The sequence below is a fragment of the Actinacidiphila sp. bgisy144 genome (assembly GCF_057708105.1).
Genome location: NZ_JBYIRM010000001.1, coordinates 500,633 through 514,205 on the forward strand (window position 1 = coordinate 500,633; position 13,573 = coordinate 514,205).

12 protein-coding genes are annotated in these 13,573 nt (G+C 74.3%); 8 read left to right on the top strand and 4 right to left on the bottom strand.

The window, feature by feature from the left end:
• Positions 1 to 210 precede the first annotated feature (210 nt).
• The 3 genes from AC3EVP_RS02465 (at position 211) to AC3EVP_RS02475 (ending at position 3,413) form a co-directional block, all read left to right on the top strand.
• The gene (locus AC3EVP_RS02465; protein ID WP_335978376.1) at positions 211 to 1,431 is read left to right on the top strand and encodes a sensor histidine kinase; all 1,221 of its coding nucleotides are present in this window, start codon (positions 211 to 213) and stop codon (positions 1,429 to 1,431) included.
• A gap of 118 nt (positions 1,432 to 1,549) precedes the next feature.
• Complete coding sequence (locus AC3EVP_RS02470; protein ID WP_435125353.1) at positions 1,550 to 2,896, top strand: sensor histidine kinase; 1,347 nt, start codon at positions 1,550 to 1,552, stop codon at positions 2,894 to 2,896.
• Between the two features lie 43 nt (positions 2,897 to 2,939).
• Positions 2,940 to 3,413 (top strand): MarR family winged helix-turn-helix transcriptional regulator, encoded by a 474-nt coding sequence (locus AC3EVP_RS02475; RefSeq protein WP_335978378.1) that lies wholly within the window; start codon positions 2,940 to 2,942, stop codon positions 3,411 to 3,413.
• A gap of 677 nt (positions 3,414 to 4,090) precedes the next feature.
• Here the strand turns inward: AC3EVP_RS02475 and AC3EVP_RS02480 are convergent.
• A complete protein-coding gene (locus AC3EVP_RS02480; RefSeq protein WP_335978380.1) occupies positions 4,091 to 5,047 on the bottom strand; it encodes a quinone oxidoreductase family protein in 957 nt (318 codons plus the stop codon).
• Positions 5,048 to 5,206: 159 nt separating this feature from the next.
• Between AC3EVP_RS02480 and AC3EVP_RS02485 the strand changes: the two genes are divergently transcribed.
• From AC3EVP_RS02485 to AC3EVP_RS02495, 3 genes are all read left to right on the top strand, one after another.
• The gene (locus tag AC3EVP_RS02485; protein ID WP_335978537.1) at positions 5,207 to 5,866 is read left to right on the top strand and encodes a response regulator; all 660 of its coding nucleotides are present in this window, start codon (positions 5,207 to 5,209) and stop codon (positions 5,864 to 5,866) included.
• A gap of 153 nt (positions 5,867 to 6,019) precedes the next feature.
• A complete protein-coding gene (locus AC3EVP_RS02490) occupies positions 6,020 to 8,032 on the top strand; it encodes a 2-oxoacid:acceptor oxidoreductase subunit alpha (RefSeq protein ID WP_435125598.1) in 2,013 nt (670 codons plus the stop codon).
• Positions 8,025 to 9,137, top strand: a complete 1,113-nt coding sequence (locus AC3EVP_RS02495; protein ID WP_435125358.1) for a 2-oxoacid:ferredoxin oxidoreductase subunit beta — start codon at positions 8,025 to 8,027, stop codon at positions 9,135 to 9,137. The genes AC3EVP_RS02490 and AC3EVP_RS02495 overlap by 8 nt, the downstream gene beginning before the upstream one ends.
• An 81-nt stretch (positions 9,138 to 9,218) precedes the next feature.
• Here the strand turns inward: AC3EVP_RS02495 and AC3EVP_RS02500 are convergent, their stop codons facing one another.
• Positions 9,219 to 9,584, bottom strand: coding sequence for a winged helix-turn-helix transcriptional regulator (locus AC3EVP_RS02500; protein ID WP_435125361.1), 366 nt, complete (start codon positions 9,582 to 9,584; stop codon positions 9,219 to 9,221).
• Positions 9,585 to 9,692: 108 nt separating this feature from the next.
• Between AC3EVP_RS02500 and AC3EVP_RS02505 the strand changes: the two genes are divergently transcribed.
• Positions 9,693 to 10,562 (top strand): SDR family oxidoreductase, encoded by an 870-nt coding sequence (locus tag AC3EVP_RS02505; RefSeq protein WP_435125365.1) that lies wholly within the window; start codon positions 9,693 to 9,695, stop codon positions 10,560 to 10,562.
• Positions 10,563 to 10,700: 138 nt separating this feature from the next.
• Positions 10,701 to 11,648, top strand: a complete 948-nt coding sequence (rarD, locus tag AC3EVP_RS02510) for an EamA family transporter RarD (RefSeq protein ID WP_435125600.1) — start codon at positions 10,701 to 10,703, stop codon at positions 11,646 to 11,648.
• Here the strand turns inward: rarD and AC3EVP_RS02515 are convergent.
• Together AC3EVP_RS02515 and AC3EVP_RS02520 are read right to left on the bottom strand one after the other, a co-directional pair.
• Positions 11,638 to 12,573, bottom strand: coding sequence for an ABC transporter permease (locus AC3EVP_RS02515; RefSeq protein WP_435125368.1), 936 nt, complete (start codon positions 12,571 to 12,573; stop codon positions 11,638 to 11,640). The two genes, rarD and AC3EVP_RS02515, sit on opposite strands and share 11 nt — an antisense overlap.
• Positions 12,560 to 13,525 (bottom strand): ABC transporter ATP-binding protein, encoded by a 966-nt coding sequence (locus AC3EVP_RS02520; RefSeq protein WP_435125372.1) that lies wholly within the window; start codon positions 13,523 to 13,525, stop codon positions 12,560 to 12,562. Before AC3EVP_RS02520 ends, AC3EVP_RS02515 begins: the two co-directional genes overlap by 14 nt.
• Between the last annotated feature and the right edge of the window lie 48 nt (positions 13,526 to 13,573).

Below are 13,573 nucleotides of genomic sequence, written 5' to 3' on the forward strand. Positions count from 1 at the left end.
CCTCGTTCACTCGTTGACCAGCGATGTCCAGCGATCCGGATGGATCTTTAGACGATTTATACGGAGGGAGTCTAGGCCCTGGCCTCAGCGGCGGAGGAAGCCGTCCACCGATGGCGGCCCGCGGGCGGTGGGGCCGGGGGGATAACCCCACCGGCCACCGGAGCGCGCACCCCATGGCGCGGGCCCCCGGCGGGACGGCAGGCTGGACCCATGGACACCTCCCCCGCGTCGTCGGCGCCATCGGCGCCGCAGCCGCTGCCCCCGCCCCGCTTCGCCTTCGACCCCGTGACGTGGCGGGAGATCGCGAACCTGCTGCTGAACTTCCCGATGGCGCTGCTCGGCTTCGTCTACGTGGTGGTGACGCTGTCGCTGGGCGCCGGGCTGTCCGTGACGGTGGTCGGGTTGCCGCTGCTCGCCTTCGGCCTGGGCGGCTGCCGGGTGCTGGGGCGGCTGGAGCGGGCCCGGGCGCGCTCGCTGCTCGGGGTGCGGATCGAGGAGCCGCGGCCGCTGCGCACCCGGACGATGGGCGGCTTCCTGCCCTGGCTGTGGGCGTCGCTGAAGGACCCGGTGGCCTGGCGGCACGCGCTGTACCTGGCGATCCGGCTGCCGTGGGGCATCCTCACGTTCACGGTGACGCTGGTCTCGCTGTTCGTGCTGTGGCCGCTGTTGCCGTTCCTGGCCCGCGGCATGTCGACGGTGGACCGGGCGCTGGCCCGCGGGCTGCTCCAACCCTCCGACGAGCTGGAGCGGCGGATCGCGGAGCTGGAGTCCGACCGCGGGGTGGTCGTCGACACCGCGGCCGCCGACCTGCGCCGGATCGAGCGGGACCTGCACGACGGCGCCCAGGCCCGGCTGGTGGCCCTGGCCATGGACCTCGGCCTGGCCAAGGAGAAGCTGCTGGAGGACCCCGAGGCGGCGGCGAAGATGGTCGGCGAGGCGCACGGCGAGGTGAAGGTGGCGCTCCAGGAGCTGCGCGACCTCGCCCGCGGCATCCACCCGGCGATCCTCACCGACCGCGGCCTGGACGCCGCGCTGTCGTCGGTCGCGACCCGCTGCACCGTGCCGGTCGCGGTCACCGTGGACCTGCCGGCCCGGCCGGCCGAGGCGATCGAGGGCATCGCCTACTTCACCGTCTCCGAGCTGCTCCAGAACGTCAGCAAGCACAGCCGGGCCCGCGGCGCCTGGGTGGAGGTCTGGCGCGCCGACGACCGGCTGATGATCCAGGTGCGCGACGACGGGCAGGGCGGCGCGGACGTCTCCGGCGGGTCGGGGCTGGCCGGGCTCACCGAGCGGCTGGACTCCGTGGACGGGCTGTTCGTGGTGGCCTCGCCGGTGGGCGGGCCGACCGTGGTGACCGCGGAACTGCCGTGGCGGGACCGGGACTTCCGCCGCCCCGCGGCGCCCCGCGGCCAGGCCCGGGGCCGGAGCTAGGTCCGGGGGCGGGGCCAGGTCTGGGGATGGGGCCGCGGCCGGGGTAGGGAAATCCCCACCCCGAAGACGCCGATCCGCACCATGGGCGGCCGGGCCGGACCGGAGCAGGGTGGTCGGTATGACCAGCAGTACCGAAAGGACGGTCCCGACCATGGCGTACGGCATCCATCCCGCCGAGCGAGCGCACCGGCTGCCCACCGCGCTGCGCGCCCCCGTGGAGGCGCGTACCTGGCGGGAGCTGGCCTACCTGCTGCTGAACCTGCCGATGGGCGTCGTCGGCTTCGTGTGGACGGTGACGATGCTGTCGCTGGGCGCCGGGCTGCTGATCACCTTCGTCGGGCTGCCGGTGCTGGTGCTGGCGCTGGGCGGCTGCCGCGCGATCGGGTACGCCGAGCGGGCGCGGGCCCGCTCTCTGCTGTGGCTCGACGTCGCCGAGCCCGGCCCGGTCCGCACCCGCGGGCGCGGCTTCTTCCCGTGGCTGGGCGGCCAGCTGGGCAGCGGCGTGAACTGGCGGCACGCGATCTACGGCCTGCTGCACTTCCCGTGGGGGGTGTTCACCTTCTCCGTGTCGATCAGCTTCTTCACCTACGGCTGGGGCCTGCTGACCTACCCGCTGTGGCGCTGGGTGTTCCCGGTCTACTTCGGCCAGGACGGCCTCCAGCTCTACGGTGACGGGCACGGCGGCGGCTGGTGGCTGCACACCCCCGCGGACATGGTGCTGTGCGTGGCCGTCGGCGGGGCGCTGGTGCTGGCGCTGCCGTGGACGGTGCGGGGTATGGCGCACGTGGACCGGATGCTGGTCAGCGGGCTGCTCGGCCCGTCCCGGCTGGCCGACCGGGTCAGTGAGCTGGAGTCGGACCGCGGCGCCGTGGTGGACACCGCGGCCGCCGACCTGCGCCGGATCGAGCGGGACCTGCACGACGGCGCCCAGGCCCGGCTGGTGGCGCTGGCCATGGACCTGGGGATGGCCAAGGAGAAGCTGCTCCAGGACCCGGCGGTGGGCGCGGCGATGGTCGAGGACGCGCACGGCGAGGTGAAGGTGGCGCTCCAGGAGCTGCGCGACCTCGCCCGCGGCATCCACCCGGCGATCCTCACCGACCGGGGGCTCGGCCCGGCCCTTTCGGCGGTCGCGGCGCGCTGCACCGTGCCGGTCGCGGTCACCGTGGACCTGCCGGCCCGGCCGGTGCCCGCGATCGAGGGCATCGCCTACTTCACGGTCTCCGAGCTGCTCCAGAACGTCAGCAAGCACAGCGGCGCCGCCCGCGCCGCCGTGGACGTCTGGCAGACCGAGGACCGGCTGATGCTGCACGTGTCCGACGACGGGCGCGGCGGCGCCGCGGTGGACGCCGGCTCGGGCCTGGCCGGGCTGGCCGAGCGGCTGGACTCCGTCGACGGGGTGCTGGTGGTGGACTCGCCGCAGGGCGGCCCGACCCGGATCACGGCCGAACTGCCCTGGCGGTCCTGACCGCGGCGGCGGACGGGCCGCGGCGAGGCCCTACCGTAAGGCCATGGACGCGAAGGCCTTGGACGGCAGCGGCGACGGGGCGGGCGGAGCGGTCGGCGGCTCCGCGGTGCGGGCGGCCGAGGAGGTGCGGGTCGTCGTCGGGCGGCTGCGGCGCCGGCTGCGGGAGGTGAGCGGGGACGGTCTGACTCCGGCCCAGTCGTCGGTGCTGGTCCGGCTGGCCAGGGGCGAGGCCGCCTCGGTCAGCGAACTCGCCGCGGTGGAACGGGTCCGCCCGCAGTCGATGGCGAAGACCGTGGCGGGCCTGGAGGAGGCCGGGCTCGTCTCCCGGCGCCCCGACCCGGACGACGGCCGCCGCCAGCTGCTGGCACTGACCGAGCAGGGCGTGCAGCGGCGCCTGGGCGACCGCCGCTCGCGCCAGGAGTGGCTGGCCCGGGAGTTGCAGACCCGCTGCACCGAGGAGCAGCGGCGCACGATCATCGAGGCGATGTCCCTGCTGGACGCGATCGCCCAGTCCTGAGGATTCCCCGTCGGAGCCCGAGCAGGCCCCCCGGCGGGGCCCGAGCAGGTCCCCGGGTAGGGCCCCGGCAGATCCCGGGCAGGGCTCGACCGATCCCGAGCAAGTCCGGGCCGATCCCGAGCAGGGCCCCCGGCGGGGTCCGAGCGATCCCCGGACAGAGCTCCAGCAGGTCCCGGGCAGGGCCCGCCCGATCCCTGGGCAACGCCCCGGCAGGTCCCGGCCGATCCCGAGCACGTCCCCCGGCCGATCCCGAGCAAGCCCCCTGGCGAGGACCGAGCAGGTCCCCCGGCGGGGTCCGGCAGATCCCGAGCAGGGCCCGCCCGATCCCCGGGCAGGGCCCGAGCAGGTCCCCGGGCAGGGCCCCGGCAGATCACGACCGATCCCCGGGGAGGGGCGAGCAGGGCCCGGGGCGCCTTCCATGCCGGGCCGGGCGCGCCGAGCCGGCCCCGCAGCCGGCGGCGCGTGGAGCCGAACGAGTCGCGGGTCGGCACCCCGCCGGACCATCCCCAGCAGATCGCGAAGCGAGCCTCGGCCGGCCGGCCGCTCGGTCCCGAACCAGACATCGCGGCCGGACGGGCAGCACGAACACCCCCTGCCCAGCTCGCACCCCGGCCGGGTGGGCTGACCGGGCCTCGGGCGGGGCCGGGCGGCTCCGGGGCGGCTTCGCCGCGGTGCGCTCAGGCGACCCGCAGGAGAACCTTGCCGGTGCTGCGGCCGGCCGCCATGGCCTCGTGGGCCTCGGCCGCCCGCGCCAGCGGCAGTTCCGCGGTCACGTCCAGCCGGATCGCGCCCGAGGCCAGCAGCGACAGCGCGGACAGGGCGTGCGAGCGTACGGCGGTCGGCGCGCGGCGGGCGAGGTCGGCGATGTGGTAGCCGGTCAGTGAGCGGTTGTGCTGCCACAGCGGCAGCAGCGGCAGCGACAGGTCCGGGTGGCGGGCGGCCTCGCCGTACAGCGCGAGGCGGCCGAAGGGGGCCAGCAGCGGCAGGGACGCGAGCCGGGTGGGCCCGCCGATCGGGTCGAGCACCACGTCGACCTCGCGGACCGCCTCGGCGAACGCGTCGCGCGGGTGGATCGCGTCGTAGCCGAACCGCTTGGCGTACTCGGCCTTGGCCGGGGAGCCGACGGTGCCGTAGACCGCGGCGGCGCCCAGCGCGCGGGCGATCTGGGCGGCGGCCGAGCCGATGCCGCCGGCGGCGGCGTGGATCAGCACGGTATCGCCCGCGGTGAGCCGGGCGGCGCCGGCGAGGATGCCGTAGGCGGCGGTGAGCGTGAGGCCGGCGCCACCGCCGTCGCGCAGCGAGATCCCGTCGAGCGGGAAGGCGAAGTCCGCGGGCGCGAGCGCGAACTCGGCGTAGCCGCCGCCGTCGGGGAGGTAGGCGGCGACCTGCTCGCCGACGGTGAGGCCGGTGACGCCCGGGCCGACCGCGGCGACCTCGCCGGAGACCTCGTAGCCGGGCACGGTCGTGTGCCGCGGGGCGCCGTAGTCCCCCCGCCGGTGCCGCATCTCGTCGTGGTTGACGCCGGCGTAGGCGACCTTGACCAGGAGCTGGCCGGGCCCGGGCACGGGCGCGGGCAGCTCCACGGCCTTGAGCACCTCGGGACCGCCTATGACGTCGAAACCGACCGCGCGCACACGTTCTCCTCTCCCCGGGCGCCGCCTGTACGGGCGGCCGCCGCTGATCGACGGGCGCAACCTTGCCCACCCCGAACCGTATTCCTCATCGGGCCGCCGATGCTGGGATGCTGGGGGAGTCAGTCCGGACGGGGGGAGTGGGAGACGGTGGAGGAACGCGTGCGGGTCGTGATCGCCGAGGATTCGGTACTGCTCAGGGAGGGGCTGACCCGGCTGCTCACGGACCGCGGCCACGAGGTGGTCGCGGGGGTCGGCGACGCCGAGGGCCTGATCAAGGCGGTGCGCGAGCTGGCCGGGCAGGGCGTGCCGCCGGACGTGGTGGTGGCCGATGTGCGGATGCCCCCGACGCACACCGACGAAGGGGTGCGCGCCGCGGTGCAATTGCGCAAGGAGCACCCGGGCGTAGGCGTGCTGGTGCTGTCGCAGTACGTCGAGGAGCAGTACGCGACGGAGCTGCTGGCCGGCAGCAGCCGCGGGGTGGGCTATCTGCTCAAGGACCGGGTGGCCGAGGTCCGCGAGTTCGTGGACGCGGTGGTCCGGGTGGCGCAGGGCGGCACCGCGCTGGACCCGGAGGTGGTCGCGCAGCTGCTGGGCCGCAGCCGCAAGCAGGACGTGCTGGCCGGGCTGACCCCGCGCGAGCGCGAGGTGCTGGGGCTGATGGCCGAGGGCCGGACGAACTCGGCGGTGGCCAAGCAGCTGGTGGTGAGCGACGGCGCGGTGGAGAAGCACGTCAGCAACATCTTCCTGAAGCTCGGGCTGGCGCCGAGTGAGGGAGATCACCGCCGGGTGCTGGCGGTACTGACCTATCTCAACTCGTGAGTTGCTGACACGCTGTCTCACAAGGGTGCCGGCGGTCGTTGTCGGAGGGTTTTCCGGGCTTGGTTCCCGTTGCCGGAACGTCCCGGGAAGGGAAGCCTTACCGACGTACGATGACCGGTGATGAGCAGTGCCGCCGCGAAGGAGGTCCGTTCAGTGACCAGCCAGGTCAGCAGCCCCATCAACGAGGAGCACGAGGGCTCGGGGACCGTGCTCGGCTCCCCGGCCGCGGAGGCCGGTGCCCTCGGGGCCCTCGCCCAGGCCGCCGGACTCCCCGAGCCCGGCGGCCCCGGCGGCCCGCCCCCCTCAGGCAAGGAGACCCGCCGGCTGGACCGGGTGATCATCCGGTTCGCCGGTGACTCCGGCGACGGGATGCAGCTCACCGGCGACCGGTTCACCTCCGAGACCGCGTCCTTCGGCAACGACCTGTCGACGCTGCCGAACTTCCCCGCCGAGATCCGGGCCCCCGCGGGCACCCTGCCCGGGGTCTCGTCCTTCCAGCTGCACTTCGCCGACCACGACATCCTCACCCCGGGCGACGCGCCGGACGTGCTGGTGGCGATGAACCCGGCCGCGCTGAAGGCGAACCTCGCCGACCTGCCGCGGGGCGCGGAGGTCATCGTCAACACCGACGAGTTCACCAAGCGGGCGATGGCGAAGGTCGGGTACGCCGCGAACCCCCTGGAGGACGGCTCGCTGGCGGCGTACGCGGTGCACCCGGTGCCGCTGACCACGCTGACGCTGGAGGCGCTCAAGGACAGCGGGCTGGCCCGCAAGGACGCGGAGCGGGCGAAGAACATGTTCGCGCTCGGCCTGCTGTCGTGGATGTACCACCGCCCGACCGAGGGCACCGAGTCCTTCCTGCGCCAGAAGTTCGCGAAGAAGCCGGACGTCGCCGAGGCGAACGTCACCGCCTTCCGAGCCGGCTGGAACTTCGGCGAGACCACCGAGGACTTCGCCGTCTCGTACGAGGTGCAGCCGGCCGCCAGCGCCTTCCCGGCCGGCACCTACCGCAACATCTCCGGGAACCTCGCGCTCGCCTACGGCCTGGTCGCCTCGTCCGAGCGCAGCGGGCTGCCGCTCTTCCTGGGCTCCTACCCGATCACCCCGGCCTCGGACATCCTGCACGAGCTGAGCCGGCACAAGAACTTCGGCGTGCGGACCTTCCAGGCCGAGGACGAGATCGCCGCGATCGGCGCCGCGCTGGGCGCCGCGTTCGGCGGGTCGCTGGCGGTCACCACCACCTCCGGGCCGGGGGTGGCGCTGAAGTCCGAGACCATCGGGCTGGCCGTCTCGCTGGAGCTGCCGCTGCTGGTGGTGGACATCCAGCGCGGCGGGCCGTCCACCGGGCTGCCTACCAAGACCGAGCAGGCCGACCTGCTCCAGGCGATGTACGGGCGCAACGGCGAGGCGCCGGTGCCGGTGGTCGCCCCGGCCACCCCCGCGGACTGCTTCGACGCCGCGCTGGAGGCCGCCCGGATCGCGCTGGCCTACCGCACCCCGGTGATGCTGCTGTCCGACGGGTACCTCGCCAACGGCTCCGAGCCCTGGCGCATCCCCGACGTCGGCGAACTGCCGGACCTGCGGGTGGAGTTCGCGACCGGCCCCAATTACACCACCCCCGACGGCACGCAGAGCTTCCGGCCCTACCTGCGCGACCCGAAGACCCTCGCCCGGCCCTGGGCGGTGCCCGGCACCCCGGGGCTGGAGCACCGGATCGGCGGCATCGAGAAGCAGGACGGCACCGGCAACATCTCCTACGACCCGGCCAACCACGACTTCATGGTCCGCACCCGCCAGGCGAAGATCGACGGCATCGAGGTGCCGCGGCTGGAGGTCGACGACCCCGACGGCACCGCCCGCACCCTGGTGCTGGGCTGGGGCTCGACGTACGGGCCGATCACCGCCGCGGTCCGCCGGCTGCGGCGCGAGGGCGGCCGGGTGGCGCAGGCCCACCTGCGCCACCTCAACCCCTTCCCGGCCAACCTCGGCGCGGTTCTGGCCCGCTACGACAAGGTCCTGGTGCCGGAGATGAACCTCGGGCAGCTCGCCCACCTGATCCGGGCCACGTACCTGGTGGACGCCCGCTCCTACACCCAGGTGACCGGACTGCCGTTCAAGGCCGAGCAGTTGGCGCAGGCCATCGCGAAGGAGAACGCGGATGTCTGAGACCCCCGTACTCGGCGGCACCGGTACCGGCATCGGCCCGCTCGCCGGCGCCGCCTCGCTGTCGCTGGTGCCCAAGGCAGCAGGCCCGCAGAGCACCAAGGACTTCAAGTCCGACCAGGAAGTGCGCTGGTGCCCCGGCTGCGGCGACTACGCCATCCTCGCCGCCGTCCAGTCCTTCATGCCGGAGCTCGGCCTGGCCCGGGAGAACGTCGTCTTCGTCTCCGGCATCGGCTGCTCCTCCCGCTTCCCGTACTACATGAACACCTACGGGATGCACTCCATCCACGGCCGCGCCCCGGCCATCGCCACCGGGCTGGCCACCTCCCGCCGCGACCTGAGCGTGTGGGTGGTCACCGGCGACGGCGACGCGCTGTCCATCGGCGGCAACCACCTCATCCACGCGCTGCGCCGCAACGTCAACCTGAAGATCCTGCTCTTCAACAACCGGATCTACGGCCTCACCAAGGGCCAGTACTCCCCCACCTCCGAGGCGGGGAAGATCACCAAGTCCACGCCGATGGGCTCCCTCGACACGCCCTTCAACCCGCTGTCGCTGGCGATCGGCGCCGAAGCCTCCTTCGTCGCCCGCACCATCGACTCCGACCGCAAGCACCTCCAGTCGGTGCTGCGCGCCGCCGCCGCCCACGAGGGCACCGCGCTGGTGGAGATCTACCAGAACTGCAACATCTTCAACGACGGCGCCTTCGACGTCCTCAAGGACAAGGACACCGCCGAGAGCGCCCTGATCCGGCTGGAGCACGGCGCGCCGGTCCGCTTCGGCCCGGACGGCGCGCGCGGCGTGGTCCGCGACGCGCGCACCGGCGACCTGGAGATCGTGGACGTCACCGCCGGCAACGAGGCGAGCGTCCTGGTGCACGACGCCCACTCCCCCTCCCCCACCAACGCCTTCGCCCTCTCCCGGCTCACCGACGGCACCGCCTTCGGCCCGGGCACCGCCACCCCGATCGGCGTCTTCCGCGACACCACCCGCCCCGTCTACGACACCGACATGGCCGACCAGCTCAAGGCGGCCACCACCCGGCAGGGCCCCGGCGACCTGGCCGCCCTCCTCGCCGGGAAGGACACCTGGACGGTCACCGGCTGACCGCCGCACCGGCCCGCCGTCTCCGGACCGTCCTGCCTCCGCCCCGTCCCGCCGGCACCCCGGCGCGGCGGGGCGGGCGCGTCACCGGGCCGCGTCGTACGCCTGCTGGGCCGCGGCGACCGCGGCCACGTTGTCGCCGGTCCAGCGGGCCAGCGCGCCGACCATCTCGGCGGCCTGGGCGCCCAGCGGGGTCAGGTCGTAGTCGACGTGGGGCGGGATGACCGGATGGGCCAGGCGGCGTACGAAGCCGTCCCGCTCCAGGGTGCGCAGGGTCTGGGTGAGCATCTTCTCGCTCACCCCGCCGATCCGGCGGCGCAGTTCGCTGAAGCGCAGGGTGCCCGCGTCGGCCAGGTCGAGCAGGACCAGGACGCCCCAGGTGCTGGTGACGTGTTCCATGACGGCCCGCTCCGGGCAGCCCTTCACGGTGCCCATCTCACTTACCTTCATGTATGTACCGTACGCCAAGGTGGGTACTTTCCCACGGTTAGCGCTCGCGTTACGGTGGCGGAGAGGTCGGAGAGATCCGCATACCACCGCAGAACGGGAGCACACAGCATGAGCATCGTCGTCACCGGGGCAAGCGGCCACCTGGGCCGACTCGTCGTCGCGGACCTGCTGGCACGCGGGGTGGGGGCGGGGGACATCGCGGCGGTCGTCCGGGACCAGGGCAAGGTGGCCGACCTGGCCGCCCAGGGCGTGCAGGTGCGCGTCGCGACGTACGACGACCCGCAGAGCCTGAAGGGCGCGTTCAAGGCGGGCGAGCGGGTGCTGTTCGTGTCCGGCAGCGAGGTCGGGCGGCGGCTGCCGCAGCACACCGCGGTCGTCGACGCCGCGCGCGCGGCGGGCGTCGGCCTGCTGGCGTACACGGGCATCCTCGGCGGCCCCGAGGCCGACATCGCGCTCGCCGAGGAGCACAAGCTCACCGAGCGGCTGATCCTCGACTCCGGGCTGCCCTACACCTTCCTGCGCAACGGCTGGTACACCGAGGTGTACACGCAGAACCTGGGCACGGTGCTGGAGCACGGCGCCGTGGTCGCCAGCGCGGGCGAGGGCCGGGTGGCCTCGGCCGCGCGCGCGGACTACGCGGCCGCCGCGGCCGTGGTGCTCACCGGCGAGGGCCACGAGGGCAAGGCGTACGAGCTGAGCGGCGACACCGCGTGGAGCTTCGCGGAGTACGCGGCGGAGGTCTCGCGGGCCAGCGGGCGGGAGATCCGCTACCAGAACGTCTCCTCCGAGCAGTACCTGGAGGTGCTGGTGGGCGCGGGCCTGCCCGCGGGCCTGGCCGAGGTGCTGGTCGACGTGGACCGCGGCATCGGCCGCGGCCTGCTCGCGGGCACCAGCGGCGAGCTGTCCCGGCTGATCGGCCGCCCGACCACGCCGATGCCGGAGTCGGTGGCCGCCGCCGTACGCGAGCTCAAGGGCTGACCCGGACCCGCTGACCCGGACCGGCTGACCCGGACCCGCCCCTGCGGCCTGTCATGACCACAGTGCGATATGGCCATGACAGGCCGCGGCGCGGCCGCTACGGTCGAGGAGCCGTACGGCATCACGAGGGGCGGGCGCATGGGCGAGCAGCGGGTGGGACTGGGCTACGGCTTCGCGGCCTACGGGCTGTGGGGGCTCTTCCCGCTCTACTGGCCGCTGCTGGAACCGGCCGGCGCCCTGGAGATCCTGGCGCACCGCATGGTGTGGTCGCTCGGGGTGGCCGCGGTCATCCTGCTGGTGCTGCGCCGCTGGGCGTGGATCGCCGAACTGGCCCGCCAGCCGCGGCGGATGGCGCTGGTCGCGGCCGCGGCGAGCGCGGTCACCGTGAACTGGGGCGTGTACATCTGGGCGGTGAACGCCGGCCACGTGGTCGAGGCGGCGCTCGGCTACTTCATCAACCCGCTGGTCACCATCGCGCTCGGCGTGCTGGTGCTGCACGAGCGGCTGCGGCCGGTGCAGTGGGTGGCCGTCGGCATCGGCTGCGTGTCCGTGGTGGTGCTGACCGTCGGTTACGGGCGGCTGCCGTGGATCGCGCTCACGCTGGCCTTCTCCTTCGGCGGCTACGGGCTGATCAAGAAGAAGGTGGCGATGGGCGGCCTGGAGTCGCTCGCCGCCGAGGCGAGCGTGCAGTTCCTGCCCGCGCTCGGCTACCTGATCGTGCTGGGCGCGAGCGGCGACTCCACCTTCACCCACCACGGGCCCGGCCACGCCTCGCTGCTCGCCGCCTGCGGCCTGGTCACCGCGATACCGCTGATCTTCTTCGGGATGGCCGCGACCCGGCTGCCGCTGTCCACCATCGGCCTGATGCAGTACCTCACCCCGGTCTCGCAGTTCCTGATCGGGGTGCTCCACTTCCACGAGACGATGCCGCCCGACCGGTGGGCCGGGTTCTTCCTGGTCTGGGCCGCGCTGGTGGTGCTCACCTGGGACGCGCTGCGCACCGCCCGCCGGGGCCGGCTCGCGCTCGCCGCGGCCGGGGCCGGCGCCGCGCCCGGCCGGGCCGCGGCGGGCAGCACTACGCGGTGATGTCGCGCGAGGTGAACCGCGCCCACGCGGCCGACCCGAACACGGCCGCGTACAGCGCCTGGAGGCCCAGGTTCCTCCCCGTCGCGCTCCACTGCACGGGGTCGCGCAGCACGTCGGCGAAGCTCAGCCAGTAGTGCGGGAAAAGATACGGCTGGACCGCGTGCAACTGCGGGATGGAGTCCACGATCTGCACGGTGATCAGCACGCCGACCGTGGCCGCCATGGCGCCGATCCCGCTGTCGGTCAGGGTCGAGACGAACAGCCCGACGGCGGCCACGCCCACCAGCGACCCGGCCACCAGCACCGCGATCAGCAGGGCCCGCAGCATGCCCTGGGAGAGCGGGATCGTGGTGCCCGACAGGGTCGTCACATCCCCGACCGGGAAGAGCACGCACCCGACGACCAGGCCGGACCCGGCCACGACCAGGGTCGCGGCGAGGCAGAAGGCCAGCACCGAGGCGTACTTGGCCAGCAGCAGGCGGGTCCGCCCGGCCGGGGCGACCAGCAGGTAGCGCAGGGTGCCGCCGCTCGCCTCGCCCGCGATCGCGTCACCCGCCACCACGCCGACCGCCATCGGCAGGAAGAACGGCAGGGTCGCGGCGAGCGCGGTGAAGACCAGGAACAGGCCGTTGTTGCTCACCTGCTGGATGAACGCCGGTCCGTTGTCGCCGTGTGCGCCGCCGCCGAGGGTCCCGCCGTCGCGGGTCTCGATCCGGACCGCGACACCGACCAGCACCGGGACGCCCACCAGCACCCCGAACAGCGCGAGGGTCCGCCAGCGCCGGAAGACGAGCAGCAGCTCGGAGCGGAACAGCCCGAGCGTCCACCACAGCCGCGCCGCCCGTGCGGCGGCCGGGCCCGGCGCCGTGCCGGTCCGCTGCGGTGCCCCGTCGGTGCGGTCCGCCGCCGTCTCAGCCCGCGACATCGAAGCCCTCCCCGGTCAGCGCCACGAACGCGTCCTCCAGCGTGCCGCGTTCCAGGCCGAAGCCGCGCACCCGGACCCCGCCGGTGACCAGCGCCGCGTTCAGCTCGGCGAGGTCCGGCGGCGGCGCCGGCAACTCGCCGGTGACGCGCTGCCCGTCGGTGGTCAGAGCGGTCACCCCGCACCCGGCCAGCACCCGGACCGCGTCGGCCGGGTCCGGGGTGGTGACGGCCAGCCGCCCCCGGCCGCCGGCCGACAGTTCGGCGACCGGCCCCTGGGTGAGCAGCCGGCCGCGGGCCATCACGGCGGCGTGCGTGCAGACCTGCTCGATCTCGTCCAGCAGGTGCGAGGAGAGGAAGACGGTCGTGCCGTCGGCTGCCAACTCCCGTACCAGGGTGCGGATCTCCCGCATGCCCTGCGGGTCGAGGCCGTTCGTCGGCTCGTCGAGCACCAGCAGGTCCCGCGGCTGGAGCAGGGCCGCGGCCAGGCCAAGGCGCTGCTTCATGCCGAGCGAGTACTGCCGCGCCCGCTTCTGGGCGGCCGCGGCCAACCCCACCCGGTCCAGGGCCGCGCCGACCCGGGCCCGCCGGGTGCGCGGGTCGGCGGTCGGGTCGGCCGCGTCGTAGCGCAGCAGGTTGTCGCGGCCGGACAGGAAGCCGTACAGCGCCGGGCCCTCGATGAGGGCGCCGACCCGGGGCAGCACCGTGCGGGCCGCGCGCGGCATCGGGTGGCCCAGCACCCGGGCGGACCCGGCGGTCGGCTCGACCAGGCCCATCAGCATGCGGATGGTGGTGGTCTTGCCGGAGCCGTTCGGGCCGAGGAAGCCGAAGACGCTGCCGCGCGGCACCCGCAGGTCGAGGCCGTCGACCGCGAGGGTGCCGCGGTAGCGCTTGGCGAGGCCGCGGGTCTCGATCACGGCCTCGCCGGGCGCCGCCGCCAGGGCCGGCTCCGCCATCGCACTCCTTCACGGTCTCGGGTCGTCAGGGTCGCCGGTCGTCCGGTC

Excerpts from the sequence above, each read along its gene's own strand:
- AC3EVP_RS02515 (WP_435125368.1), bottom strand. The coding sequence starts at position 12,573 with ATGTCGCGGGCTGAGACGGCGGCGGACCGCACCGACGGGGCACCGCAG.
- AC3EVP_RS02470 (WP_435125353.1), top strand. The coding sequence starts at position 1,550 with ATGACCAGCAGTACCGAAAGGACGGTCCCGACCATGGCGTACGGCATC.
- AC3EVP_RS02500 (WP_435125361.1), bottom strand. The coding sequence starts at position 9,584 with ATGAAGGTAAGTGAGATGGGCACCGTGAAGGGCTGCCCGGAGCGGGCC.
- rarD (WP_435125600.1), top strand. The coding sequence starts at position 10,701 with ATGGGCGAGCAGCGGGTGGGACTGGGCTACGGCTTCGCGGCCTACGGG.
- AC3EVP_RS02505 (WP_435125365.1), top strand. The coding sequence starts at position 9,693 with ATGAGCATCGTCGTCACCGGGGCAAGCGGCCACCTGGGCCGACTCGTC.
- AC3EVP_RS02465 (WP_335978376.1), top strand. The coding sequence starts at position 211 with ATGGACACCTCCCCCGCGTCGTCGGCGCCATCGGCGCCGCAGCCGCTG.
- AC3EVP_RS02495 (WP_435125358.1), top strand. The coding sequence starts at position 8,025 with ATGTCTGAGACCCCCGTACTCGGCGGCACCGGTACCGGCATCGGCCCG.
- AC3EVP_RS02520 (WP_435125372.1), bottom strand. The coding sequence starts at position 13,525 with ATGGCGGAGCCGGCCCTGGCGGCGGCGCCCGGCGAGGCCGTGATCGAG.
- AC3EVP_RS02475 (WP_335978378.1), top strand. The coding sequence starts at position 2,940 with ATGGACGCGAAGGCCTTGGACGGCAGCGGCGACGGGGCGGGCGGAGCG.